At 65.2% G+C, this 24,149-nt stretch carries 21 protein-coding genes and 2 tRNA genes; 10 read left to right on the top strand and 13 right to left on the bottom strand.

Translation table 11 applies throughout. The annotated features are described in order from the left end of the window. Positions 1-399: 399 nt before the first annotated feature. From gyrB to ACNQPB_RS04130, 7 genes are all read left to right on the top strand, one after another. Positions 400-2,475, top strand: a complete 2,076-nt coding sequence (gene gyrB / locus ACNQPB_RS04160; protein ID WP_498749357.1) for a DNA topoisomerase (ATP-hydrolyzing) subunit B — start codon at positions 400-402, stop codon at positions 2,473-2,475. Positions 2,476-2,537: 62 nt separating this feature from the next. Continuing rightward, positions 2,538-5,222: a DNA gyrase subunit A gene (gyrA, locus tag ACNQPB_RS04155; RefSeq protein WP_498749355.1), complete on the top strand. Its 2,685-nt coding sequence runs from the start codon at positions 2,538-2,540 to the stop codon at positions 5,220-5,222. Beyond that, positions 5,215-5,871: a DUF3566 domain-containing protein gene (locus ACNQPB_RS04150; protein WP_498749353.1), complete on the top strand. Its 657-nt coding sequence runs from the start codon at positions 5,215-5,217 to the stop codon at positions 5,869-5,871. The genes gyrA and ACNQPB_RS04150 overlap by 8 nt, the downstream gene beginning before the upstream one ends. Positions 5,872-5,983: 112 nt before the next feature. Continuing rightward, positions 5,984-6,057: transfer RNA gene (locus tag ACNQPB_RS04145), tRNA-Ile, on the top strand. 53 nt (positions 6,058-6,110) lie between these two features. After that, the gene (locus ACNQPB_RS04140; RefSeq protein ID WP_498749351.1) at positions 6,111-6,227 is read left to right on the top strand and encodes a DLW-39 family protein; all 117 of its coding nucleotides are present in this window, start codon (positions 6,111-6,113) and stop codon (positions 6,225-6,227) included. A gap of 69 nt (positions 6,228-6,296) precedes the next feature. Next, positions 6,297-6,372 (top strand) — tRNA-Ala (locus ACNQPB_RS04135). A 113-nt stretch (positions 6,373-6,485) separates the two neighbouring features. Beyond that, positions 6,486-7,397: a DMT family transporter gene (locus ACNQPB_RS04130; RefSeq protein ID WP_498749349.1), complete on the top strand. Its 912-nt coding sequence runs from the start codon at positions 6,486-6,488 to the stop codon at positions 7,395-7,397. A 27-nt stretch (positions 7,398-7,424) separates the two neighbouring features. Here ACNQPB_RS04130 and ACNQPB_RS04125 read toward each other — a convergent pair whose 3' ends face one another. Both ACNQPB_RS04125 and ACNQPB_RS04120 read right to left on the bottom strand, forming a co-directional pair. Continuing rightward, on the bottom strand, positions 7,425-8,300 hold the full coding sequence (locus ACNQPB_RS04125; protein WP_498749347.1) for a glycosyltransferase family 2 protein: 876 nt from the start codon (positions 8,298-8,300) through the stop codon (positions 7,425-7,427). A 118-nt stretch (positions 8,301-8,418) separates the two neighbouring features. Continuing rightward, positions 8,419-9,366, bottom strand: a complete 948-nt coding sequence (locus ACNQPB_RS04120; protein ID WP_498749345.1) for a hypothetical protein — start codon at positions 9,364-9,366, stop codon at positions 8,419-8,421. A gap of 153 nt (positions 9,367-9,519) precedes the next feature. Between ACNQPB_RS04120 and ACNQPB_RS04115 the strand changes: the two genes are divergently transcribed. Both ACNQPB_RS04115 and ACNQPB_RS04110 read left to right on the top strand, forming a co-directional pair. Next, positions 9,520-10,062, top strand: a complete 543-nt coding sequence (locus tag ACNQPB_RS04115; protein ID WP_498749344.1) for a peptidylprolyl isomerase — start codon at positions 9,520-9,522, stop codon at positions 10,060-10,062. 22 nt (positions 10,063-10,084) lie between these two features. After that, entirely contained in the window at positions 10,085-10,966 is an 882-nt protein-coding gene (locus ACNQPB_RS04110) for a rhomboid family intramembrane serine protease (RefSeq protein ID WP_498749342.1), read from the top strand. A gap of 862 nt (positions 10,967-11,828) precedes the next feature. Here the strand turns inward: ACNQPB_RS04110 and ACNQPB_RS04105 are convergent. From ACNQPB_RS04105 to ACNQPB_RS04080, 6 genes are all read right to left on the bottom strand, one after another. Next, a complete protein-coding gene (locus tag ACNQPB_RS04105) occupies positions 11,829-12,425 on the bottom strand; it encodes a DNA-3-methyladenine glycosylase I (protein ID WP_498749341.1) in 597 nt (198 codons plus the stop codon). Between the two features lie 61 nt (positions 12,426-12,486). Further along, positions 12,487-13,167, bottom strand: coding sequence for an alpha-ketoglutarate-dependent dioxygenase AlkB family protein (locus ACNQPB_RS04100; protein ID WP_498749339.1), 681 nt, complete (start codon positions 13,165-13,167; stop codon positions 12,487-12,489). Beyond that, positions 13,164-13,787, bottom strand: a complete 624-nt coding sequence (locus tag ACNQPB_RS04095) for a methylated-DNA--[protein]-cysteine S-methyltransferase (RefSeq protein ID WP_498749337.1) — start codon at positions 13,785-13,787, stop codon at positions 13,164-13,166. The genes ACNQPB_RS04100 and ACNQPB_RS04095 overlap by 4 nt, the downstream gene beginning before the upstream one ends. Then, complete coding sequence (locus ACNQPB_RS04090; RefSeq protein WP_498749335.1) at positions 13,784-14,287, bottom strand: RNA polymerase sigma factor; 504 nt, start codon at positions 14,285-14,287, stop codon at positions 13,784-13,786. Before ACNQPB_RS04090 ends, ACNQPB_RS04095 begins: the two co-directional genes overlap by 4 nt. Continuing rightward, complete coding sequence (locus tag ACNQPB_RS04085; RefSeq protein WP_498749333.1) at positions 14,287-14,796, bottom strand: methylated-DNA--[protein]-cysteine S-methyltransferase; 510 nt, start codon at positions 14,794-14,796, stop codon at positions 14,287-14,289. The genes ACNQPB_RS04090 and ACNQPB_RS04085 overlap by 1 nt, the downstream gene beginning before the upstream one ends. 55 nt (positions 14,797-14,851) lie before the next feature. Then, positions 14,852-15,103: a cell division protein CrgA gene (locus tag ACNQPB_RS04080; RefSeq protein ID WP_498749332.1), complete on the bottom strand. Its 252-nt coding sequence runs from the start codon at positions 15,101-15,103 to the stop codon at positions 14,852-14,854. Between the two features lie 185 nt (positions 15,104-15,288). Between ACNQPB_RS04080 and ACNQPB_RS04075 the strand changes: the two genes are divergently transcribed. Further along, positions 15,289-15,930, top strand: coding sequence for an aminodeoxychorismate/anthranilate synthase component II (locus ACNQPB_RS04075; protein ID WP_498749330.1), 642 nt, complete (start codon positions 15,289-15,291; stop codon positions 15,928-15,930). Between the two features lie 52 nt (positions 15,931-15,982). Here the strand turns inward: ACNQPB_RS04075 and pknB are convergent, their stop codons facing one another. The 5 genes from pknB to ACNQPB_RS04050 are packed head-to-tail and all read right to left on the bottom strand — an operon-like array spanning position 15,983 to position 24,148. Then, positions 15,983-17,905, bottom strand: a complete 1,923-nt coding sequence (gene pknB / locus ACNQPB_RS04070; protein WP_498749328.1) for a Stk1 family PASTA domain-containing Ser/Thr kinase — start codon at positions 17,903-17,905, stop codon at positions 15,983-15,985. Between the two features lie 6 nt (positions 17,906-17,911). Further along, complete coding sequence (locus ACNQPB_RS04065; RefSeq protein WP_498749326.1) at positions 17,912-19,687, bottom strand: protein kinase domain-containing protein; 1,776 nt, start codon at positions 19,685-19,687, stop codon at positions 17,912-17,914. Continuing rightward, positions 19,684-21,099, bottom strand: coding sequence for a peptidoglycan D,D-transpeptidase FtsI family protein (locus ACNQPB_RS04060; protein WP_498749932.1), 1,416 nt, complete (start codon positions 21,097-21,099; stop codon positions 19,684-19,686). Before ACNQPB_RS04060 ends, ACNQPB_RS04065 begins: the two co-directional genes overlap by 4 nt. A 38-nt stretch (positions 21,100-21,137) precedes the next feature. Then, the gene (locus ACNQPB_RS04055; protein WP_498749930.1) at positions 21,138-22,487 is read right to left on the bottom strand and encodes an FtsW/RodA/SpoVE family cell cycle protein; all 1,350 of its coding nucleotides are present in this window, start codon (positions 22,485-22,487) and stop codon (positions 21,138-21,140) included. 14 nt (positions 22,488-22,501) lie between these two features. Then, the gene (locus ACNQPB_RS04050) at positions 22,502-24,148 is read right to left on the bottom strand and encodes a protein phosphatase 2C domain-containing protein (protein ID WP_498749324.1); all 1,647 of its coding nucleotides are present in this window, start codon (positions 24,146-24,148) and stop codon (positions 22,502-22,504) included. Position 24,149: the final 1 nt, after the last annotated feature.

Here is a 24,149-nt window from a genome sequence, read left to right as displayed (position 1 = left end):
GATTTTCCGCTGTCCGCGGACACTTCCCGCAAATGGCGCACAGCGGCCGGAAACGCACTATGGCCGTATAGCTCCCCAAGTGGTGCCGTTTTGGGCGGTTCCAGAGGGGCCAGCGGCCTGCCAGGGGCACGTTTATTGAGAACCGCCCCGGGCCGAATCGGGTTCGGGGCCTTGGACACGATAGAATCGTGGATAGACAACTGGGCGCCGACGAACAGCTGACTGGCCCTGCTGCGAAGCACATGAGCAGCGGATCCGCCAGTCAATGAGTCGCCGGCGTTATCAGTGGCGTCCCTGTTGGCGGCCGCCGCATTCCTACTGGAGTGTCCTTCCCGGACTTCTTCATTTGTGTGCGGTGACGGCCGGCGACCATCGAACACAGAGGAGTCGAAAGCGCCAGTGGCTAACGACAATGCAGAGATTTTGGCAGCTGATCCCGCGGAGGACATTGCCAGCATTCCGGATGCGTCCGCCGGTGCCCGGGAATACGGCGCCAGTGACATCACCGTCCTTGAAGGTCTTGAGGCAGTGCGTAAGCGCCCGGGCATGTACATCGGATCCACAGGTCCGCGGGGCCTCCACCACCTGGTCTACGAAGTGGTGGACAACTCGGTCGATGAGGCGCTGGCCGGCTACTGCAGCCACATCGAAGTGACGCTCCAGGCAGACGGCGGCGTCAAGGTCGTCGACGACGGCCGCGGCATCCCCGTTGACATGCACCCCACCGAGGGCAAGCCCACCGTCGAGGTGGTCATGACCATCCTTCACGCGGGCGGCAAGTTCGGAGGCGGCGGTTACGCGGTGTCCGGCGGCCTGCACGGCGTCGGCATCTCGGTGGTGAACGCGCTCTCGCGCCGTGTAGACACCGAAGTCCGGCGCCAGGGCCACGTCTGGCGGATGTCCTTCGCCGACGGCGGCAAGCCCCACGGTGAACTGGTCATGGGTGAAGCCACGGACGAGACCGGTACTTCCCAGACGTTCTACCCTGATGGCAGCATCTTCGAAACCACGGAGTTCGATTTCGAGACCCTCCGTGCCCGCTTCCAGCAGATGGCCTTCCTCAACAAGGGACTGCGGATCACCCTGACGGACGAGCGCCCGGCCAGGCAGGCCGACGCCGAGGACCTGGACCTGGACGCGGTTTCCACCGAGGGCGAAGTCCCGGCCGAGCACCGCACCGTTGTGTACCAGTACGACGAGGGCCTGCTGGACTACGTCAAGCACCTGAACTCGAGCAAGAAGGTGGATATCGTCCACGAGGACGTCATCGCCTTCGAGACCGAGGACACCGAGCGGCACATCGCCGTCGAGGTCGCCATGCAGTGGACCACCGCCTACTCCGAGAGCGTCCACACCTACGCGAACACCATCAACACCCATGAGGGCGGCACCCACGAAGAGGGTTTCCGCGCGGCGATGACCTCCCTCATCAACCGCTACGCGCGCGAAAAGTCCATCATCAAGGAGAAGGACGACAACCTCACCGGCGACGACATCCGTGAAGGGCTGACCGCCGTCATCTCCGTCAAGCTGTCCGAACCCCAGTTCGAGGGCCAGACCAAGACGAAGCTCGGCAACTCGGAGGTCAAGGGTTTCGTGCAGCGCGTGGTCACCGACCAGCTCGGTGACTGGCTCGAGCGCAACCCCGGCCCCGCCCGCGACGTCATCCGCAAGGCCATCCAGGCCGCCCAGGCACGCATGGCGGCACGCAAGGCCCGCGACAACGCCCGCCGCAAGAGCCCGCTGGAGTCCTTCGGCATGCCCGGCAAGCTCTCGGACTGCTCCTCGAAGGACCCGTCGCGCTGCGAGGTGTACATCGTGGAAGGTGACTCCGCCGGCGGTTCGGCCAAGCGCGGCCGGAACCCGGAAACCCAGGCCATCCTGCCGCTCCGCGGCAAGATCCTGAACGTGGAGCGTGCCCGCCTGGACAAGGCACTGGGCAACAACGAAGTCCAGTCCATGATCACCGCCTTCGGCACCGGCATCGGCGAGGATTTCGACATCTCCAAGCTGCGGTACCACAAGATCGTGCTGATGGCCGATGCCGATGTTGACGGCCAGCACATCACCACCCTGCTGATGACCCTGCTGTTCCGCTATATGCGCCCGCTCATCGAGAACGGCTACGTGTACCTGGCCCAGCCGCCGCTGTACCGCATCAAGTGGTCCAACGCGCACCACGACTACGTCTACAGCGACCGTGAGCGCGATGAAACCATCCGTAAGGGCATCGCGATGAACAAGCGCCTGCCCAAGGACAACGGCATCCAGCGCTACAAGGGCCTCGGCGAGATGGACTACACCGAGCTGTGGGACACCACGATGGACCCGGACCACCGCACGCTCCTGCAGGTCACCATGGAGAACGCCGCCGCGGCGGATGAGATCTTCTCCGTGCTGATGGGCGAGGACGTCGAGTCGCGCAGGAACTTCATCCAGCAGAACGCCAAGGACGTCAGGTTCCTGGACATCTAACGAGGCTCTCCAGCCCCGCTTATGTTCCAGAACTTACATATACCTGAAACGGAATACTAACTATGAGTGACGAAACCCCCGAGGTACCCGAGGAACAGGACACCCCGGACACCGTTCTTGAAGGCGACGTGCTGGTTGACCGCATCGAACAGGTGGACCTGCAGACCGAAATGCAGCGCTCCTACCTGGATTACGCGATGGCCGTCATCGTCGGCCGCGCCCTTCCCGACGTCCGTGACGGCCTGAAGCCCGTCCACCGCCGCGTGCTGTACGCGATGTTCGACGGCGGCTACCGGCCGGACCGTTCCTTCAACAAGTGCGCCCGCGTGGTCGGCGACGTCATGGGTACCTACCACCCGCACGGCGACATGGCGATTTACGATGCCCTGGTCCGCCTCATCCAGGACTGGACCATGCGGTACCCGCTGGCCCTCGGCCAGGGCAACTTCGGTTCACCCGGCAACGACGGCGCGGCAGCCCCCCGTTACACCGAAACCAAGATGGCCCAGCTGGCGATGGAGATGGTCCGGGACATCGACGAGGAAACCGTTGACTTCCAGGACAACTACGACGGCAAGAACCAGGAACCCACCATCCTGCCGGCGCGTTTCCCGAACCTGCTGGTCAATGGCTCCTCCGGCATCGCCGTCGGCATGGCCACCAACATTCCGCCGCACAACCTGCGCGAGGTGGCCGAAGGTGTCCAGTGGGCACTTGACAACCCCACCGCCACGCGGGAAGAACTGCTCGAAGCCCTGCTCCTGAGGATCAAGGGACCGGATTTCCCCACCGGCGCGACCATCCTTGGACACAAGGGCATCGAGGACGCGTACCGCACGGGCCGTGGTTCCATCACGATGCGCGCCGTGGTCAACGTCGAGGAAATCCAGGGCCGTACCTGCTTGGTGGTCACCGAGCTGCCCTACCAGGCGAACCCGGACAACCTGGCCATCAAGATTGCCGAACTGGTCAAGGACGGCAAGATCCAGGGCATCGCGGACCTTCGCGACGAAACTTCGGGCCGCACCGGCCAGCGCCTGGTGATCGTGCTCAAGCGCGACGCCGTGGCCAAAGTGGTCCTGAACAACCTCTACAAGCACACGCAGCTGCAGGACAACTTCGCGGCGAACATGCTTGCGATCGTTGACGGCGTGCCCCGCACCCTGACGCTGGATGCCTTCATCCGGCATTGGGTGGCCCACCAGATGGACGTCATTGCACGGCGCACCCGGTACCGCCTGCGCAAGGCAGAAGAAGAAGCACATATCCTGCGCGCACTGCTGAAGGCACTGGACATGCTGGACGAGGTCATCGCCCTCATCCGCGCGTCCAACACCACCGAGGCCGCCCGCGACGGCCTGATTCAGCTGCTGGATATCGATGAGCAGCAGGCCCGCGCCATCCTCGACATGCAGCTCCGCCGCCTGGCAGCCCTGGAACGCCAGAAGATCCAGGACCGCCATGCCGAACTCGAGGCCCTGATCGCCGAGTACAACGCGATCCTCGCCTCTGAGCAGCGCCAGCGCGAAATCATCAGCGCCGAACTTGCCGAGATCGTGGCAAAGCACGGCGACGACCGCCGGACCCATATCCTCATGGGCTTCGACGGCGATATGTCGATGGAAGACCTGATCCCCGAAGAAGAAGTGGTTGTCACCATCACCCGGGGCGGCTACGTCAAGCGCACCCGCAGCGACAACTACCGTTCCCAGCAGCGCGGCGGCAAGGGCGTCAAGGGTGCCCAGCTGCGTGGAGACGACGTCGTGGAGCACTTCTTCGTCACCACTACGCACCACTGGCTGCTCTTCTTCACCAACCTCGGCCGGGTGTACCGGGCCAAGGCATACGAGCTTGCCGAAGCCGGCCGGGACGCCAAGGGCCAGCACGTGGCCAACCTGCTGGCGTTCCAGCCGGACGAGCACATTGCCCAGGTCCTGGACCTGCGCGACTACGCCCAGGCCCCATACCTGGTGCTCGCCACCAAGGCCGGCCTCGTCAAGAAGACCCGCCTGGAGGACTACGACACGAACCGTGCAGCGGGCGTCATCGCCATCAACCTGCGCGAGGATGATGAACTCGTCTCGGCGCAGCTGGTGTCCGAAACCGACGACCTCCTCCTGGTGTCCCGGAAGGGCCAGTCCATCCGCTTCACCGCGACGGACGAGGCACTTCGCCCCATGGGCCGCGCCACCTCCGGGGTGACCGGCATGAAGTTCCGCGAGGACGACGAGCTGCTTGCCGCGGACGTGGTCAAGGACGGTTCCTACGTTTTCGTGGTGACCGAAGGCGGATACGCCAAGCGGACCGCCGTCGAGGAATACCGTTTGCAGGGCCGAGGCGGCCTCGGCATCAAGGTTGCCAAACTGGCCGAAGAGCGGGGCGACCTGGTCGGAGCGCTGATTGTCCAGGACGAGGACGAAGTCCTGGTGGTGATGGAGGGCGGCAAGGTTGTCCGTTCCGCCGTCGCCGGCGTCCCTGCGAAGGGCCGCGATACTATGGGCGTCATCTTTGCCAAGCCGGACAAGAACGACCGCATCATCGAGGTGGCGCGCAACAGCGAACGCGGCCTCGAAGGTGAAGAGACGGATGAAGAACAGCAACCCGGAGCCGCGGATACCGTAACCTTGGCTGCAGACGGCGGCGCCGCCCAGGCGGCCGCAGCAAATGGCGGGACCGCCGCAGCGGACAGCAGCCAGGATCCCGCCACCGAGCTGAACGAAGACAACACCGGAGGAACGAATGAGTAATCCTGACTCATATCCCAAGCCGAACACAGAGGTCCCCGGCGGACTTCGTCAGCCTTCCGGCACCCCGCAGGCAGCCCCGGCCGCCGGATCCCGTCCCCCCGTGCCCGCGGGTGCACCGTCGTCGGCGCAGCGCCCGGCCGGACCCGCGGCTTCCGCGCAGCGTCCCGCCGCGCAGGGCCAGCGTCCTCCTGCTCCGGGTGTGCGGGCGGCGCAGCAGGCACGTTCGGCAGCCCCCGGCCAGCGAGCGGGGGGTCCGGGACTGGTAAAGCCAGCCCCGAAGGCCAAGGTCCGCCGCGCGCGCCTGCTGGTGAGCAAGGTCGACCCCTGGTCGGTGCTCAAGATGGCCTTCCTGCTGTCTGTGGCATTGGGCATCGTCACGGTCGTGGCCGCCATGGTGCTGTGGACGGTCCTTGACCTCACGGGCATCTTCGACCAGGTGGACAGTCTCCTGGGCACACTGGCCGGTTCCGAGGGCGGCGGCTTCGAACTGAAGAAGGTCGCTTCGCTGGGCCAGGTGCTGTCCTTCGCCACCATCATTTCCGTGGTCAATGTGGTACTGCTGACTGCCCTGTCCATGCTGAGCGCCGTGCTCTATAACATTTCGGCAACGCTCGTCGGCGGCATCGGCGTCACCCTCACCGACGACTAGCAAAATCCCCGGAAAACCGCGGAAAAACGGCGGAAATCCGGGGGCAACTGCCTCGATTTGAGATCGGGCCGGGATGTGCTGTAGAGTCATATCTCGGCCCGATGAGGCATCGGGGCGTATAGCTCAGGCGGTTAGAGCGCTTCGCTGATAACGAAGAGGTCCCAGGTTCAAGTCCTGGTACGCCCACGGAACCTGCACGGTTCTACGGTAAGGTCCGCGAGGACCGGAACGGGGTGCATGTGAAGAAGTTGCTGTTCGTGGCAGCTGCGATCGCAGGCGTCCTGCTCTACCGGAAGGTGCAGGAATCCGAAGCCCGGAAGACAGTCTGGAGTCAGGCAACCGACACGGTTGACTAGCCAGTCCCGGAACCAAGCTGGTGAAAGCCGGTGGAAGTTTTGCGGTAGGATGGACGGGTTGCTTCTTATGGGGGCATGGCGCAATTGGTAGCGCACCTGCTTTGCAAGCAGGGGGTTCGGGGTTCGAGTCCCCGTGCCTCCACCATAGGAAAGAGTCCCGGTCAGAAATGACCGGGACTCTTTTGTTTTCCCAAGGACGTTTTTCCAAAGACGCTGTCCTCCGGCATCCGCGGGCACGGCAGTTACCGGGGGTTGACCATGAACATCGTCTTCGCTGCCCTGGGGGTCCTCGGCGTCGCGGCGTCCGGGCCGCTGATCGCCGCAACTTTGGCCGGGACTACCGCCACCGCGCTGGCAATCGCATTCTGGCGCAACGCGATTGCCGCCGTCGTGATGGCCTCCCCTGTGCTGCTCCGCGAACCGAGCAAATTCCGCGACATCACTCGCCGCGAGGCACTCTGGACGGGCATTGCCGCCGCCGCGCTGGCTGCGCATTTCGCCTGCTTCATCACCTCCCTCCAACTGACCTCAGTGGCGGCGTCAACCGCGCTCGTTTGCCTGCAGTCGGCCTGGATCGCCATCTTCGAAGCCTTTCGCGGCACGCGGCACCATTGGGCTGTGCCGTCCGGCCTTGGCGTGGCGCTGGTTGGCGTGGTGGTCATCACCGGCTTCGACGTGGGGTCTTCACCGGAGGCGCTGTGGGGCGACCTACTTGCCCTGGCCGGCGGTGTCTTCGCGGCCCTCTATGCGATGGCCGGCGGACGTGCCCGGCAGACGATGGGAACCGGAAGCTACACTGCGCTGTGCTACGGAATCTGCGCCGTCCTGATTGCGGTGCTGGCGCTGTCCACAGGACAGCCCCTTGCCGGCTTTGGCGCCGGAGGCTGGATCGGGATCCTCGCGATCACCGTGTCTGCCCAGCTGGTGGGCCACACTATGTTCAACCACCTGCTGGCCACCATGAGCCCCTTGTTGGTGTCGATGATCATCCTGCTGGAAATCCCCGGAGCGGCCCTGCTGGCCGCGGTGTTCCTGCATGAGGCCTTGCCTGGCGGCACCTATGTGGGGCTCGGGTTGATCCTGGCGGGGCTCGCCGTCGTCGTCAGCGGGCAACGGAGCGGTACAAAGGTCGACGGCGGAAAGCCGGTTGCCGAGCTCGGCACGGACTAAGCGCCGCGCAGGATGGTTCGCCGGCGGCTACTGGCCGCCGCGGCGGACGCTTTGGCTGGAGCTGGCGGTGTGGATGGCGCGCAGCAGCTTGGCCGGGAAGTACACGGAGAAGAAGACGACCATCGGGGCCTTCAAGGCCATCTTCTTGACGTTGTGCGCCTTGTAGGTCCGGTCGAAGCGGGTCACGTAGTAGCGGTAATCCCGCGGTGAATCCTCGAGGCGCCGGGCCGACATGCCGGACACCATCTGCGGCCAGTACTGAACCCGCATCTCGTGCTCGGCCAGATGCAGCGAGAGGTCGATGTCCTCGTGCATCTCGTCCTTCTCGTCGAGGCATGCTTCGTCGCGAATGGTTTCCCACGCCGTGCGGCGCAACGCCATGTTGGATCCGAACAGGAAGTGGTACTGGTGCTTGGCCAGGCGCAACATGAGCTGGCGCATCTTGTCGTCGGCTTTGAGGCCGAAGCGCCGCATCGGCATGTCGTAGTAGACCACCGGACCGGTGGCTGCCTGGACCTCCGGATCCATGAAGGCTTCCTGGACCTGTTCCACCCAGTCGGGTTCCAGCACGGAGTCAGCGTCGATGCGCCCCAGGACGTCTCCCGTGGCATGGTTGAGCCCGAAGTTGCGGGTGGGAATCAGGCCCTGCGCCTGGTCCTGGCTCAGCAGGAGGATGGGGCTTTCCGGATATTCCAGCTGCATCTGGCCCACGATCAGGGCGGTGCGGTCCGTAGACATGTTGTCCACCACGATGATCTCCGCGGCCGGCACAGACTGGTAAATGGCGGCGATGAGGCATTGCCTGATGACGCTTTCCTCGTTGTACGCCGGGATGACGATGGAGACTTCCGGCCTGGGTGCGTCAGAAGGGGCGAGTTCTTCGGGCGATCTATCGGCTGACATCCAGATAAATCTAACACCAGCCTTCGCGCCCGCGAGGGAGCGTCAGGTGACGTGTGGATAAACATTGAGGGGACCCCGCCAAGCGGAGTCCCCTCAAAGGAATGCCTGAAGATCCGGATCAGCCCTCGTTCTTGCTGCTGTCCTTGTCCTCATCCTTGTGCAGGCTTGCGGCGATGTTCTTCACCGCGGTCTTGGCATCGGTGGCCACCTTGGCGGCGGCTTCCTTGGCATCTTCTGCAACCTCGGCCGCCTTGTCGGCGGCCTCGGAGGCGGCCTCCTTAACGGTTTCGGCGATCGATTCCGCGGGCTTCGAGCCCTCTTCCTTGACCGCCTCCGGCGTCGGGAACGGGATCGGAGCCGGTTCCGGCGTCGGCGTCACCGGCACGGGGGTCTTCCACGGATCCTCAACCGGCTTGGAAGCCTTCCACGCAGCAACGCCTGCAGCGACGGCCGCGGCAATCACCGTGACAATCAGGAGCCCCCGCTTCTTGGGCTTCTCCTTGCGTCCGAGCCCCGCTGCAACGGCCTTGCCGGTTTCCTCGGCAACTGACTTGAACTGGGCTCCGGCGGCCTGTGCCTGGTCCTGGAGGGTGTGGACGACACCGGAATCAACCAGTTTCTGGGCCACGGCGTCAACCTGGGCGGGCGCGTTTTCGAGGATGTGGTGCACGGTGATGGACGCCTGGCCAAGCTGTTCGGACAACTTGGGCAGGTATTCGTCCACCACCTTGTCGCGGGCGACGCCGAGGGCGGGAGTTGCCTTGTTCAGGGCTTCCTGGATCTTCGGCGAGGCGTCCTCGACGGCGTCGTGGATCTTCGGTGCGAGGTTCGCCAGGCCTTCCTGGAGTTTCGGGGTAACGGTTGCGACGCCGTCGGCCAGGTTGGTTGCGGCCGACTTGAGACCTTCCTGGATCTTCGGCGAGGCGGTATCGATTCCATGCTGGATGCGGGGAACTGCCCAGTTCACGGCAGCTTCGACGCGTGGTGCAGCCCAGTCTTTGGCGGTATCTACTCCTGCTGCCACAGAGTGCTCAAGGTCGCGGGCAATCCGGTCTGATTTCTTCACAACTACCTCCCGATACACATGCTCGTTTGTTGTTAGCCTACGTCGCCTGACCGGCACCGGCTATTCATCCGGCGCAATCGCGGGAGATTTCACCGAGCGCGGAACCGGCTTCCGGGCCCCTGCCGCGTTGACCCTGCATGAAAGAATGGGCCCATGACGATCGCAACCGCAAAAGCAACCATCCACACCAGCCTCGGCGACATCGTGGTTAACCTCTTCGGCAACCACGCTCCCAAGACCGTGGCAAACTTCGTCGGCCTCGCCACCGGTGAGAAGTCCTGGACGCACCCGGAAACCGGCGAAGACAAGACCGGCACGCCGCTGTACGACGGCACCATCTTCCACCGCATCATCAAGGACTTCATGATCCAGGGCGGCGACCCGCTGGGCCGCGGCATCGGCGGCCCGGGCTACAAGTTCGACGACGAGATCCACCCGGAACTGAACTTCAACGCCCCGTACAAGCTGGCCATGGCCAACGCCGGCGTCCAGATGGGCAAGGGCACCAACGGTTCCCAGTTCTTCATCACCACCGTCAACACGGACTGGCTGTTCGGCAAGCACTCCATCTTCGGTGAAGTCGCCGACGACGAGTCCAAGAAGGTCGTCGACTCCATCGAAGCCGTCCGCACCGGCATGGGCGACCGCCCCGTCGAAGACGTCGTCATCAACAGCATCGACGTCGTCCAGCTCTGATTCTGCGGAGCCTGAACAACACATGAGCTTTGGATACCCGGCGGCCGAGCCGTCAGCAGGCGTTCCGGTGTGCCCCCGGCACCCCGACCGGCCCTCCTATGTGCGGTGCCAGCGTTGCGGCCGCCCGGCGTGCCCGGAATGCCAGCGGGCGGCCGCCGTCGGGTTCCAATGCGTTGACTGCGTCAACGAACAGAAGCGTTCGACGCCGGCAGTACGTTCCGTCTACGGCGGCACCGCTGCGGCCGGCCGCCCCGTGGCGACTCTGGGGCTGATCGCCGCCTGCGTCCTGGTCTATGTCCTGCAGTGGATCGTTCCCCGGAACGCGATGATCATGGACTTCGCCTTCGCTGCCGGCTATGTCCAGCCAGAGTTTGGCCACTTCGAACCGTGGCGGATGCTGACCTCAGCTTTTCTGCATTCACAGACCTTCGTTCCCCACATCGTGCTCAACATGTACATGCTGTGGATCTTCGGCCAGACCCTGGAACCCTTGCTGGGCCGGATCCGCTTCCTGGCCATCTACCTGCTTTCCGCCATTGGCGGTTCAGTCGGCTACCTCCTGCTGACGCCCCTTTACGTTCCCGGGCAACCGACCACTTCAGTGGCGGGTGCCTCCGGCGCAATCTTCGGCCTGTTCGGGGCCCTGCTGGTGATCCAGCGGCACCGCGGCGGCGATACCAGGCAACTGTGGGTGCTCATCGCCATCAACGGGGTCATCGGCTTCATGGTGGCCGGTATTGCCTGGCAGGCACACCTCGGCGGATTCATTACCGGGGCCCTCGGCGCCGCTGCGGTGGCCTACGCGCCGCGCGGACCACGCCGCGCCCTCGTCCAGGCCGGCGGATTCGCCGCCGTCGCGCTCCTCCTCGTGCTGCTGACAGCGTTCCGCACGGCCTCCGTCTAAGCCTGCGGGCGGCATCCCCTTTGGGAGCGAATGCCGCGCCGCCTAGCGCGGTGGAGTTGATGCCCTTCGAATCGGCATGGAGCAAACTGGCAAGATGCCGCAGCGCGGCCTCTCAAAGCTGGAAATCATCGATGCCATCGCGCGCCGTGGCGAGCGTCCCGCTGAGTGACGTCATGCGTTCCGGCATAACCCGACAGAGGCTTTTCCACAGCCGTTATCCACACTGTGCGTAACTTACAACTGTGTAGTTCATCGCCTGGTTCCCGTGTTCGCGCCCTTTCCGGACGCAGTCCCGCCAGAATTCCCAGACTGGTCCACAGCTGTGGATAACCTGGCCAACTCGCCCTGTGGTTATGTGGAACAAATCGTCCCGCGGCTGGGAGGTTGTGGAAAAAGTCCGGGATAAGCGGAACGGGCAGCCTGTACGGCGCGATATCAACAGGCTTTTCAACATTGTTAATAACTCACATCGTTGTAGTTCTCCCCCTTAAACCGCACCGGAATCCCCTTGAATCCACGGGTTTCCGAGGACGGTAACCACAGCTTTTCCCCAGCTGTGGATAACTTGTGGGAAGCGGACTGTTGTTAAGTGGGTAACTTCGGCAGGGACCAATGCCCGGCCCTGGGAGCCCTCTCCCGGCCGCGGAGGTGAAGTTCTCCATCCCGGGACCATGAACACTTGGTGAAGACCGGGCTACGATCCACAGGGTTGTTCACATGGGGAAAACCGCAGAATCGAGAGCGGTCCTTCAAAAACCCCGGAAAACAAGGGTTTTCACCGCCAAACGATCGCTTTCCACACCGGGTTTCCACAGCTGTGGAAAAAGTTGCCCACTTTTGTGGACAGCCGGGAAGGGAGATTTCAGCCCCAGATACCCGAGCTTCCGCGGCGGTGGCTGTCCACAAGATGGGTGTCGATCATGCCGATCGCCTCCATCAGCGCGTACATGGTGGTGGGGCCGACGAAAGCGAACCCCCGCTTCCGCAGCGCCTTGGACAAGGCGAGTGACTCCGGTGATTGGGTGGCGAGGTCCCCCACGGTCGAAGGCGCCGGCGTCGCTTCCGGCTGGAAGGACCACACAAAGTCCACCAGCCCGCCATCGGCCCGCAGTGCGAGGGTGGCGTTGGCGTTCGTGATCGCCGCGCGGATCTTCAGGCGGTTCCGCACGATCCCGGCATCCAGCATGAGCCGCTCGACGTCGGCCTCGCCGAAGCGCGCCACCTTCTCCGGATCGAAGTCCAGAAAGGCAGCACGGAAGGCCTCACGCTTGCGCAGGATGGTTGCCCAGGACAGCCCGGCCTGGAAGCCCTCGAGGCTGATGCGTTCGTACAGGCCGTGCTCATCCCGGACCGGCATGCCCCATTCAGTGTCGTAGTACTCCCGCAGCAGCGGATCGGTAGCAGCCCACGGCGGGCGCGCCAGGCCGTCTTCGCCAAGGATGGTGCCGGCGGGTGTCATGGGTGCCTCCAGGGGATGTTCAGGGCTGTTGTGGACATTGTGCGCCCAGGCTGCGACATTGCTACGACATTCCTGTGACGCGCATGGTGATGTTGATCCGGCCGTGCTCCAGCCCGCAGCCCGGCGGGGCGGTTTCCGGCTGCACCTTGAGCACGCCGTGGTAGGCGAAACGGGATGGCCCGCCGAAGACAAAGAGGTCCCCGGAACGGAGGAGCACATCCGTGTAGGGCTTCCCGCGGCCTTCAGTGTTGCCGAAGCGGAACATGCAGCTGTTCCCGATGCTCAAGGACACCACCGGAGCCGCGGAGCGCTCGTCCTTGTCCTGGTGCATGCCCATCCTGGCGTCGTCGTCGTAGAAGTTCACCAGGGCGGTGTCCGGGGTGTAGGCGGCCGCCGTTTCAGGCGCCGAGCCGGCTGCGGCCAATGCCTTGCGACCCAGCCTGACCATCCAGTCCGGGAAGTCCAGCACGCGGCGGCCGTTCACGTCGAATGCCTCTCGCGTGTACCGGTAGGGCTGCCAGTGCCAGCCGAGGCAGACCGTCTGTACGGACATCTGATGCCCGCCCGGCAGCACCGCCGCCCTCGGCGGCACCGGACCCGTCGTCCATTCACGGAAACGGTCCGCGATCCAGCGCTGCTGCTCAAGGGTCAACCAGCCCGGCACATGGACGCCGCCTTCGGCGATCCGGCGGGGTCCGGCGTCGGGCACGAGCAGCTCTGCCGGGAACAACGGCTCGGTCATGCGGCCTCCAGCTCCAGCAGGGTCCGCTTGGCCTCCGGTCCGCCGAGGTAACCGCCAAAGGAACCATCCGAACGGACCACCCGGTGGCACGGCACGACGACGGGCAGCGGGTTGCTCGCGCAAGCGGAGCCTACGGCGCGGACGGCTTTCGGGCTTCCCGCCGCCTTCGCCACGTCGGCATAGCTTTCGGTGCTGCCATAAGCGATGTGCGGAAGGTGCTCCAGCACGCTCAGCCGGAAACCGCGGCTCAGGCTGAAATCCAGCGGCACTTCGAAACTGCGGCGGGCGCCGGCGAAGTACTCCTCGAGCTGGCGTGCCACGATGTCCAGGCGGGACGGGACCTCCAGGATCCGCGGGCTCAGCTTGTCTGCGAGTGCCTGGAGCACGGCGTCATGGTTTTCCAGTGCGAAAGCGACCCGCACCAGGCCACGCTCCGTGGCCGCCAGGAGGAGCCGGCCGAGTGGTGAATCGACGGTGCGGTAGGAAACATCGACGAGGTGCTGGTCGGCCGCGGCCATGGAGAGGCGGGCGTGCAGGCGCTCGAGGGTGCCCGGGCCAAGCTCTTCCAAGCCGGCGAGGACCCCCTCGGGCAGGGTTTCGTTGTTCTGGTAGCTGTTCATCGGCTTGTTCCTTTCGAAGCCGGGGTGCGGGTGCCGGCCAGAGCGCTCCTGAGGGCCTTGACGCCGTCGGCGCCGGCACGCCGGGCGGCCTCGGGGGTGCCGCCCAGCAGCGCGGCTACATCTTTGTACGGCAGGCCGGCGAGATAGTGGTACGCCACTGCCTGGCGCTGTTTCTCCGGAAGCTGCCCGACGGCGTCGAGCACTTCCGGGTATCCCCCGCCGGGAATGCCGAGCGGGGATTCACGGGGCGGGAGATCTTCCATGGGCAGGGCCTGCCGTTGCCGGGTGCGGAGGATGTCGATGGCCTTGCGGTGGGCGATGGTGACGAGCCAGGCCTGCACCTGGGCGTCCTCCGGCAGCTCCGGGTACGCCTTGAGCGCGGACATGAAGGTCTCGGACCAGGCATCTTCTGCATCGTGGGCGCCGACCACGGCGCGGCAGACCCGCAGCACCACGGCTCCGTGGAGGCTGACGACCTTCTCGAAGGGCGGCTTGCCCATCAGAAAAGTTTGCTTTCCTTCACGGCGGCTGGTTCCTCGAGTTCCAGCAGGAAGCGTTTGTTCGCAAGGCCTCCGGCGTAGCCGGTGAGGCGCCCGTCGCTGCCGACGACGCGGTGGCAGGGAATGATGATGCTCAGCGGATTCCGGCCCACCGCCGATCCCACGGCCTGGGCAAGGTTCGGGTCCCCGAGCTCGGCGGCGAGGGTGCCGTAGCTGACGGTTTCCCCGTAGGGAATATCTTCAAGCCGTGCCCAGACGCGTTCCTGGAAGGTATTGCCACTGACCTGGTACTCCAGCCCGAAGGCGGTCCGATCCCCGCGCAGGTACTCCCGGAGCTGCGCCACCGCCGGGGTAAAGACCGGATCCCCGGGCGCCACGCGGTCGCCGAAGAATGCCTCGGCCGGCATGTGCCGGTGTCCCTCGTAAAAGACGCCGCTAAGTACCCCGTCCCGGGAGGTCAACGTCAGCGCTCCGAGCGGGGACTCGATGATGGTGTGCCTGTTGCTCATATCAGGTAGACGCCGCAGGCGGACGGAATGTGAGGCCGGTCCTGGAAAATATTGTTCAGGAACGCCAGCGGGTGGTCATCAGGAAGCCCGCGATGGCAACGCCGAAACCGGCCACGATGTTCCAGGATCCCCATGCCGACACCGGGAACTGGCCGCTGGTGATGTAGAAGGTGATGATCCACAGCAGCCCGATGATCATGAGGCTGAACATCACAGGCTTGAACCAGACCGGGTTCGGCTGGTACTGCGCCTTGGTGCCGGTTTCAACGGTGCGGGCGGGCCGCTTGCGGGGCTTGGACTCGGGCACGGTTCCTCCTTTGGCCTCTGAATGAAGGGCCGCGTGCCGGCTTGGTATCCTGCAGGAAGGAAATTTCCAGCGGTCCAGCGCGTTCGCGGTACTTCCAGGTTCGTCTCTAGCTGCCAAGTCTAGCCGGACTTCGGAGGCGCTCCGTGCCGCCGGCGCACCTCAACGATTGGTTCAGTACAGCAGCCATGAGCACAACTAAGATCCTCGTCGTCGACAACTACGACAGCTTCGTCTACACCCTGGTGGGCTACCTCCAGGAGCTCGGGGCGGAGACCACCGTGGTCCGCAACGACGACGTCACCCTGGCAGAAGCGATCGAACTCGCCGACGCCCGCGACGGCGTCCTGGTCTCCCCCGGCCCGGGAACGCCGGCCGAAGCCGGGGTCTGCATCGAGCTCATCAAGTGGTGCGGGGACAACAACAAGCCCATGTTCGGGGTCTGCCTGGGCCACCAGGCGCTTGCCGAGGCCTACGGCGGCACGGTCACCCATGCCCCGGAGCTCATGCACGGCAAGACCTCTCCGGTTCAGCACGAAGGCAAGAGCGTCTTCGCGGGCCTGCCCTCTCCCGTCACGGCCACCCGGTACCACTCGCTGGCGGCCGTCCGCGAGACCATCCCCGACATCCTGGAGATCACGGCGGAAACGGCGAACGGCGTGATCATGGGCCTGCAGCACAAAACGGCACCCCTGTGCGGGGTGCAGTTCCACCCGGAATCGGTGCTTACCGAGGGCGGCTACCAGATGCTCGGCAACTGGCTTGAATCGTTGGGCATGGCCGGCGCCGCCGCGAAGGCTGCGACGCTCAGCCCGCTGATCCAGCGCTAGCGGCCGCGAGGGTGCCGGCGGACGGTTGGCACCCGACGGCCCGCTGGGCCTGCTAACCCTTCTTGCCGCCGCCAGTGCTCGGGGTCGGTGTTGGCGACGGTGATTCCGTGGGCTTGGGCGCCGGGGCCTTGGCAACCGTCACTGTGATGGTGCTGCCCTGATTGACGAGAGTATCTTTTTGGACGCTCTGGGCCGTGACGGTCCCCGGAGGCTGTATCTCGTTGGTCTCTTCCACCACTTCAACTGTCAGGCCGAGGTCCTGCAGGGCTTTCTCGGCCTCGGCCCTGTTGCTCCCGATAAGGTACGGCATCTTTACCTTGCCGCTGGATACCACCAGCTCGACAGTGCCACCCGGTGCCACCACGGCTCCCGGGACGGGATTGCTGCTGATGACGGAGCCCGCCGGCACCGTGGGGCTGTTGGCGATAGTGGTCTTGCCGGTGAGGCCCAGTTGGCGCAGCATGTCCCGCGCGGCTGCTTCGGTCTGCCCGACCAGGTTCTTTGGCACGGTGACCGCGCTGGGGCCGTCGGAGATCTTCAGGGTGACATGGCTTCCCTTGGTGATCTGGGTGCCCGCCGAGGGATCCGTGCCGACGGCTGTTCCTTTCGGAACGTTGTCATCCTTCACCCGCTCGGTGTCGGGGACGAGCTGGGCCTCGTAGAGCTTGGTGATGGCGTCACCCTCGCTCAGGTTCGCGACCGCCGGAATCTGGACCTTGGCCGGCGGTTCCGGCCTCTGGTTCATGGTGTTGTAGAGCCAGAGCCCGCCGCCTGCCAGGACCAGCAGCGTGAAGAGCACGACGACGGCGGCCCAGGCCCGGCGCCGGGACTTCTGCCGGCGGGTGCGTTCCCGTTCGGGCGGGAAGCCAAGCGGCATCGCGTCGTCGTCGAAGTCTTCGTTGTACTGCGCCGGCAGCGGTTCTTCCGCGGTTCTTCCGCGGCCAGGCGCCTGGCCGTCAAGGAACCCGATGCCGGTAAAGCCGACCAGCGTCTCCGGTGCGGCTACCTGCCCGGCTTCCGTTGCGAGGTCTTCTGATCCGTTACCTTCCTCCGTCATCGGAACCGCGGGGACGGCGATGCCGTTTTGGGCGGCGCGCAGGGCGCGGCGGAAGGCAGCGGCGTCCTGGAACCGGTCCGCCCGTTCCTTCTGCAGGCCTTTCGCGAGGACACTGTCCAGTGCCTCGGAAACCTCGGGATTGAAAGCGCTGGGCGCAGGGGGTTCTTCCCGGACGTGCTGGTACGCCAGCGAGACGGGGCTGTCCCCGGTGAACGGCGGACGGGAGGTCAGCATCTCGAAAAGCAGGCAGGCCGCTGAATAGAGGTCGCTCCGGGCGTCCACAGCCTCGCCGCGGGCCTGTTCAGGGGAAAGGTACTGCGCGGTGCCCACAACTGCCTGCGTCTGGGTCATGGTGGCGGCGGAATCGGCCATGGCCCGGGCAATGCCGAAATCCATCACCTTCACGGAATTGTCTTCGCAGACCATGACGTTGCCCGGCTTGATGTCGCGGTGCACGATCCCGGCCTTGTGGCTGTACTCAAGCGCCGACAGCACGCCCAGGCAGAGTTCCACCGAGCGGTCGATGTCCAGTTCCTTGCTGCGGATGAGCTCCCGCAGCGTCTTGCCGGACACGTATTCCATGACGATGTAGGGCACCCGGACTGTCTCACCGTGGCCGCCGTCCACTGTGTACTCGCCGGTGTCGTAGATTGCCACGATCGAGGGATGGTTCAACGACGCCACAGCGTGTGCCTCACGCTTGAACCTGGCCTGGAACTGGGGGTCGCGGGCCAGGTCCGCGCGGAGCAGCTTCACGGCTACGGTGCGGCCGAGCAGCGTGTCCGTGCCGCGGTGGACATCCGCCATGCCGCCACGGCCCAGCAGTTCGCCCAGTTCATACCGCCCGTTGAGGACGCGTTGGTCTGTCACCGGAATGCTGTCCTCTCTGTGTGCAGGTGCTGAGCGTCGGGTATCCATGGTTTCCTATTTGCTCGACGAAGGTGACGGCGACGCGGTGGCCTTGGACAGATGGTAGACGACCGTGGCGCCTGAGTTGACTTCCGTGCCGGCGGCCGGGTCCGTGTTGACGAAGGTGTCCGGTGCCTGCCCGACTGCACCGTCGACGGCGTCGCCCTTCACCCAGCGCAGGCCCGCACCTTCAATGGCGGCCCGGACCTGGGCCTCAGTGGCGCCGGGAGCGATGGTGGGAACGGCAATCTTTTCAAGGCCCTTCGAGTAGGAAACCTCGATTGTCTCGCCCTTGGCGACTGGTCCGGACGGTTCCAGGTTGGTGACAGTTCCGGGGCTCGACGGATCGAAGACCGGGGTTCCCTTGACGACAAAGCCAAGCCCGATGAGTTCGTTCCGGACGGTTTCGTAAGGGCGGCCTACATACTGCGTCGGGATCAGATCCACGGTGCCCGGAGTCGATTCGCTCGGCGAAGGAGACTCCGAGGTTTCGGAAGGACTAGGCGAGGCGGAGCTCGGCGGGGCACTGCTCGAAACGGGACTGCTGGACGAGGGCGCCGGAGACTTCGGGTTGAACAGCCCCATCTGGGTCAGCAGGAAACCGAGGCCCGCAAAGAGCAGAAGGAGCAGCAAGGCGACCAGCGGCCAGGTCCACGGGCTGCGCTTCCGGCGTGCCGGCTGCGGCTCGTAGTTGTCCTCTTCCTCTTCCTCGTAAAGGACAGAAGACTCGTCCGGGTCGAAGCTCCGCTCGGCTGCGAGGGCGTCGGCCCGCGAAAGGCCCGCGGCAGCTCCTGCACCCGCAGCGGCGCCGAGTACCGGAAGTGCGGAAGTCGCCGTCGTGTGCGATTCCCTGCCGTGCGCAGCGCCGACAACGCCGGTGGGCGCCGTCGCGACGCCGGTCGGTGCGGTGACGGGCCCGGTGGCGCCTTCGAACAGCAGCATGCCCGGAACCGCAGCATGGGCTGCGGAAACATTCCCTGCACGGATTGCTTCGGCGGCCTCGGCAAGCTTGATGGCGTCCGCCGGGCGGTTCCGGGGGTCCTTGGCCAGCATGGACATCAGCAGCGCGCGGACCGGAACAGGTAGGGTTTCCGGCAGCGGCGGAGGCGCGTCATTGACCTGGGCCAGGGCGATGGCGATCTGCGATTCGCCTGAAAACGGGCGATGTCCGCTGAGGCTTTCATAACCGATAACACCCAGGGAATATATGTCGGACGAACCGGTCGCGGTCTGCCCTGTGGCCTGCTCAGGGGCAAGGTACTGCGCGGTTCCCATGACCTGGCCGGTCTGCGTCAGCGGAACCTGGTCCGCAAGGCGCGCGATGCCGAAGTCCGTCACCTTGACCCGGCTGTCCGGGGTGATGAGGAGGTTGCCCGGCTTCACGTCGCGGTGTACCAGTCCCTGGGCGTGCGCAACGGCCAGGGCCCGGGCGGTCTGCGAAATGATTGACATGGTCCGGTCCGGCGAAAGAACCCGCTCCCGTTCAAGGATGGTGCTCAGCGGCTGGCCGGGCACCAGTTCCATGACGAGGTAGGCGGACCCCTCTTCCTCGCCGTAGTCGAAGACGTTGGCGATGCCCACGTGGTTCAGGAGGGCCGTGTGGCGGGCCTCGGCACGGAAACGCTGCAGGAAGCCCGGATCGCCCGTGTATTCCTCTTTGAGGACCTTGATGGCGACAATGCGGCCCAGGACCTGGTCCTTGGCTTTCCAGACCTCTCCCATGCCGCCGATCGCAATCCGGCTGGTCAGCTGGAACCTGCCGCCGAGGGTGATTCCTGACGTAGGTCTCACTTGTTCAACACCGCCTCAAAAATCTTCTTCGCATTCGGACTGGTTAGCTGTGCGCCGGTGGTCACATCGACACCTTGGATCACGATGGTGACGGCCACCTGCGGGTCATTGGCCGGGGCGAACCCGGTAAACCATGAATTGTTCAAACCGCTGTCCCCCAGCTGCGCGGTGCCGGTCTTGCCGGCCACCTGTACCCCCGGGACCGCGGCGCCGCCGGCGATGCCCTTGGACACGACGCCGGTCATCCATTCGGTGATCTGGCGCGCGATCGCGGGGCTCGTCGAGTTGCGCAGGACCTCGGGGGCCGGTTCGCTGATGACCCGGAGGTCCGGGGCTCGCACGGTCTTGATGAGGTTCGGTTTCATCTGTACGCCGCCGTTGGCGATCGCGGCGGTCATCATAGCGATCTGCAGCGGCGTCGCCTTGACGTCCCGCTGCCCGACGGCGGACTGGGCCAGGGCGGCCTCGTCCAGGTCCGAGGGGAAGACGCTGACCGCGGACTGGAGCTTGAGCTGGTCGCCGAAGTCCTGGCCGAAGCCGAACTTCCGGGCCTGCTCCGCGATGGCGCCCTGACCGAGGTCGAGGGCAATGCGGGCAAAGGGAGTGTTGCAGGACTGTTCCAGCGCGAAGGCGAAGTCCGCCGTGGTCCGGGTGTAGCAATTGCCGCCGGCATAGTTCGGAAGGGAGGCCGAAGAGCCAGGCAGCTGCATGCTTGCCGGGTTGGGCAGTTCGCTGTCCTTGTTGTATTTGCCGGAGTTCAGGGCGGCAGCAGTGTCGACCAGCTTGAAGACCGAACCGGGGGCCAAGAGCGCCCCGGTGGGGCCGCTGACGGACTGGTTCAGGTTGATGCCCGGGATCTTGTTGAGCTCCTCGAAGCTGGCTTGCTCCTTGGTGACATCGTGGGTGGCGATCAGGTTCGGGTCGTAGGAAGGCTTGGAGACCATGGCGATGATGGCACCGGTCTTCGGGTTGGTCACGACGATCGAGCCCCGCTGACCGTCCGGGATCAGGTCATAGGCGAGCTTCTGGATTTTCGGGTCAAGCGTCAGCTCGACGGATGCCCCCTTCGCTTGCCGGCCCAGGAACACCTGGCTGATCCTGTCGAGGAACAGCTGGTCCGAGCTGCCGGCGAGCTCGTCGCGGAGCTCTTGCTCCAAGCCGCTGGCGCCGTAGGTCCGGGAGAAGTACCCGGTGATGCCGGCATAAAGTTCCGGTTGGGCATACTTTCGCTGGAAGCTGCAGGTTTCATCCCCCGCCACCGATTCGGCGATCGGTTTGCCGGCGACGATGATGGCGCCGCGGTCCTTGCAGTAGTCGGCCAGGACGGCCCGCTGGTTCCAGGGGTTGTCATTGAGCTCGTCGGCCCCGACGACCTGCACGTAGCTGATCGCTCCGAAGATCAGGGCAAACATGGCGACGGCGGCGAGCCATGCGCTGCGGACGGACTGATTCACGGCTGCTTCACCGCCTCACTGGGGGTCTCGGTCATTGGTGTCGTGTCGATGGGGCTGCGGGCTGTGTGCGAAATCATCAGCAGCAGGCCCACGATGATCCAGTTCGCAAGCAGCGACGAGCCGCCGGCGGCAAGGAACGGAGTGGTGAGGCCTGTCAGCGGGATCAGGCGGGTCACGCCTCCGATCACCACAAAGCACTGCAGCGCGATAGCGAAGGACAGGCCGCATGCAAGCAGCTTGCCGAAGGAGTCCCTGGTGCCAAGGGCTGCGCGGAAGCCGCGGGTGAAAAGCAGCAGGTACAGCAGGACCACGGCAAAGAGCCCGATCAGGCCGAGTTCCTCGCCGATCAGGGCGATGATCATGTCACTGTTGGCGAAGGGAACCAGGTCCGGGCGGCCCTGGCCGATGCCGGTGCCGACCAGTCCGCCGTCGGCCATTCCGAACAGGCCCTGGACGATCTGGCGGCTGCCGCCGGGGAAGCGGTCGTACACCTCGGGGGTGAACGCGTTCCACCAGCTGTCCAGGCGGAAACCCACATGCGCGAAGACCTTGGAAGCCACGAAGCCGCCGCCGAGGATCAGGGCCAGGCCGATGACCACCCAGCTGATGCGGCTGGTGGCGACGTAGATCATCACGATGAACAGGCCGAAGAAGAGCACGGAAGAACCGAGGTCGCGCTGGAAGACCAGCACGCCGATGCTTACCAACCACGCGGTAATCATGGGACCCATGTCCTTGAACCGCGGGAACTGGAGAGGCCCGATCTTACGCCCTGCAAGCAGGATCAGGTCCCGGTTGGACGAAAGATACCCCGCAAAGAATATGGCCAGCGTGATCTTGGCGATTTCGCCGGGCTGGAAGGTCAGCGGACCAAGTCGGATCCAGACACTGGCTCCCAACACGTCCCCGGCCGAGATGCCGGGAACCAGGGGCAGGACCAGCAGGACTGCGCTGGCGGCCAGCGAAATGAATGTGAAGCGGCGCAGGATGCGGTGGTCCTTAAGGACCCAGATCACCGTGATCGCCACGGCGACCGCGATGAGGGTCCAGCGCAACTGGTTGTTGCCGGTGTCTTCGCCGGGGCCGTCCATCCGGTGGATGAGGGCCAGCCCAAGGCCGTTCAGGGCCACCACTATCGGAAGTATTACCGGATCGGCATATTTGGCGCGCAGGCGGAGCACGACGTGGAAGGCAAAGGCGGCAACGGCCAGCAGGCTCGACTGGAACCAGAAGTCCTTGTCGAAAGGGACCTCGGAGTTGAGGTCCACCATGGCGCTGGCGCCGATCCCCACAGCAAGTGCCAGCACCAGCAGGGCAAGCTCTACGTTGCGGCGCGGCTTCGGCACGGCGTCGGGCTGGATCACGGGGACACCTCCTCGCACGGTGCTTGGCTTGGCCCGGCTGCGGGCGATTCGGTCGGAGTAGCGGCGGAAGAAGGCGTTGGCTTGGCGGACGGCGTCGCTTTCGCGGTGGGGGTCGGCGTCGGCTTCGCGGTGGGGGTCGGCGTCGGCTTCGCGCTCGGCGACGTACACGGCGTCGGCGTGGTGCCGTCCGGCTCTTCGAGGTTGTCCACGATGCGCTGGGCGGCCTCCAGGCTGTCCGCCGGGATGGTCTGGCGGACCCTTTGTTGCTGGAACTCGGGAAGGGAATCCACCCGGAGTTCCTTCACGTCTTCCAGTTTCGAGAGCTGGATGGGTCCCAGGCGCTGCGAGATTCCGTTGTAGATGGCTACCCGGCTGTCGTATTCACCCACGTAGAAGCGGGTTTGTGTCCAGGCATAGCCGAGCCACAGTCCGGCGACCATGAAAACAGCCAGGATGGCGGCCGCGAGGATGGTGAGCCAACGGCGGCGCCTGACGGGCAGAACGAGGACTTCTTCGCGGTCCTGTTCGGCCCTGTGGGTGAGCATGGTGGCGGCCCGGCGCGCGACGCTGCGTCCGGCCACGGTGGGGATGGAGCCGGTTTCGGCGGCGGTGGCCGCGGCGCCCACGAGCTCGTGCGGGCGGGAAGCGAGTTCCTCGCGGAGCACTTCCGCGGAAAGGTGTTCGCCGAGGTGCGGGTCGGTCACAGCCGGGGGCTCACCGGAGGGCTCGGCGCCTTCCGTGGCCGCAGCAGCCGGCGTTTCCCCGGCCGCCGTTTCGGCGGATGCTGCTTTGTTGGTTCCGCTTTCCTTGGCTTCCCCCGGGGCGGTTTCAGCGGGAGCGACGATGTCCACCGAAGCCGTGTTGACGTCGTCGTCGGTCTCTTCGGCGATCTCGAGCATCACCACGGTGACGTTGTCCGGGGCACCGTTCGCCAGCGTCAGCTGGACAAGCAGTTCGGCGCATTCGGCGAGGTCCCGGGTCTCCCGGACCACCTGCTCCACCACCGCGCCAGGCACGTAGTTCAGGCCGTCCGAGCAGAGCAGCCAGCGCTCTCCGGCTTGGACATCCAGTGCAGCGAGGTCCAGTTCAGGGCTGGCATCGACGTCGCCGAGCACCCGCATGAGGACATTCTTGTGGGGGTGGGTTTCGGCTTCCTCAGGGCGGAGCCGGCCCTCGTCGATGAGCCGCTGCACGAAGGTGTGGTCGATGCTGATCTGCTCGAAGGTGGTGCCGCGCAGCCGGTAGGCGCGTGAATCGCCGATATGGGCGAAATGCAGCTTCCTGCCCTCCAGCAGGAGCGCGGTGACCGTGGTGCCCATGCCGGCGAGCTTCGGATCCATGTGGACCAGCTCGGAGAGCAGCGAATTAGCCGTCTGGATCTCATCGGCGAGGACGGTGTCGGCGCCTTCGGGGTAGTCATCGTGGTCCAGGTGGATCATGTCCAGGACAGTGGATGCCGAGGCCACGTCGCCGCCCGCGTGCCCGCCCATGCCGTCGGCGACCACGGCGAGATGGCGGCCCGCGTAGGCCGAATCGTCGTTCTTGGAACGGAGGCGGCCGACGTCGGATCGCGCCGCGTACCGCATGATCCACGGGCGGGCTCCGGGCGTGGGCTTGCCCTCGGAAGTCTCGGGTGAAGCCATG

Origin of the sequence: Curtobacterium sp. LFS079 (assembly GCF_047977865.1) — a bacterium.
GTDB lineage: Bacteria > Actinomycetota > Actinomycetes > Actinomycetales > Micrococcaceae > Arthrobacter.
Note: the sequence above shows the minus strand (reverse complement) of the source record. Positions and strands in the feature narration are given on the sequence as shown.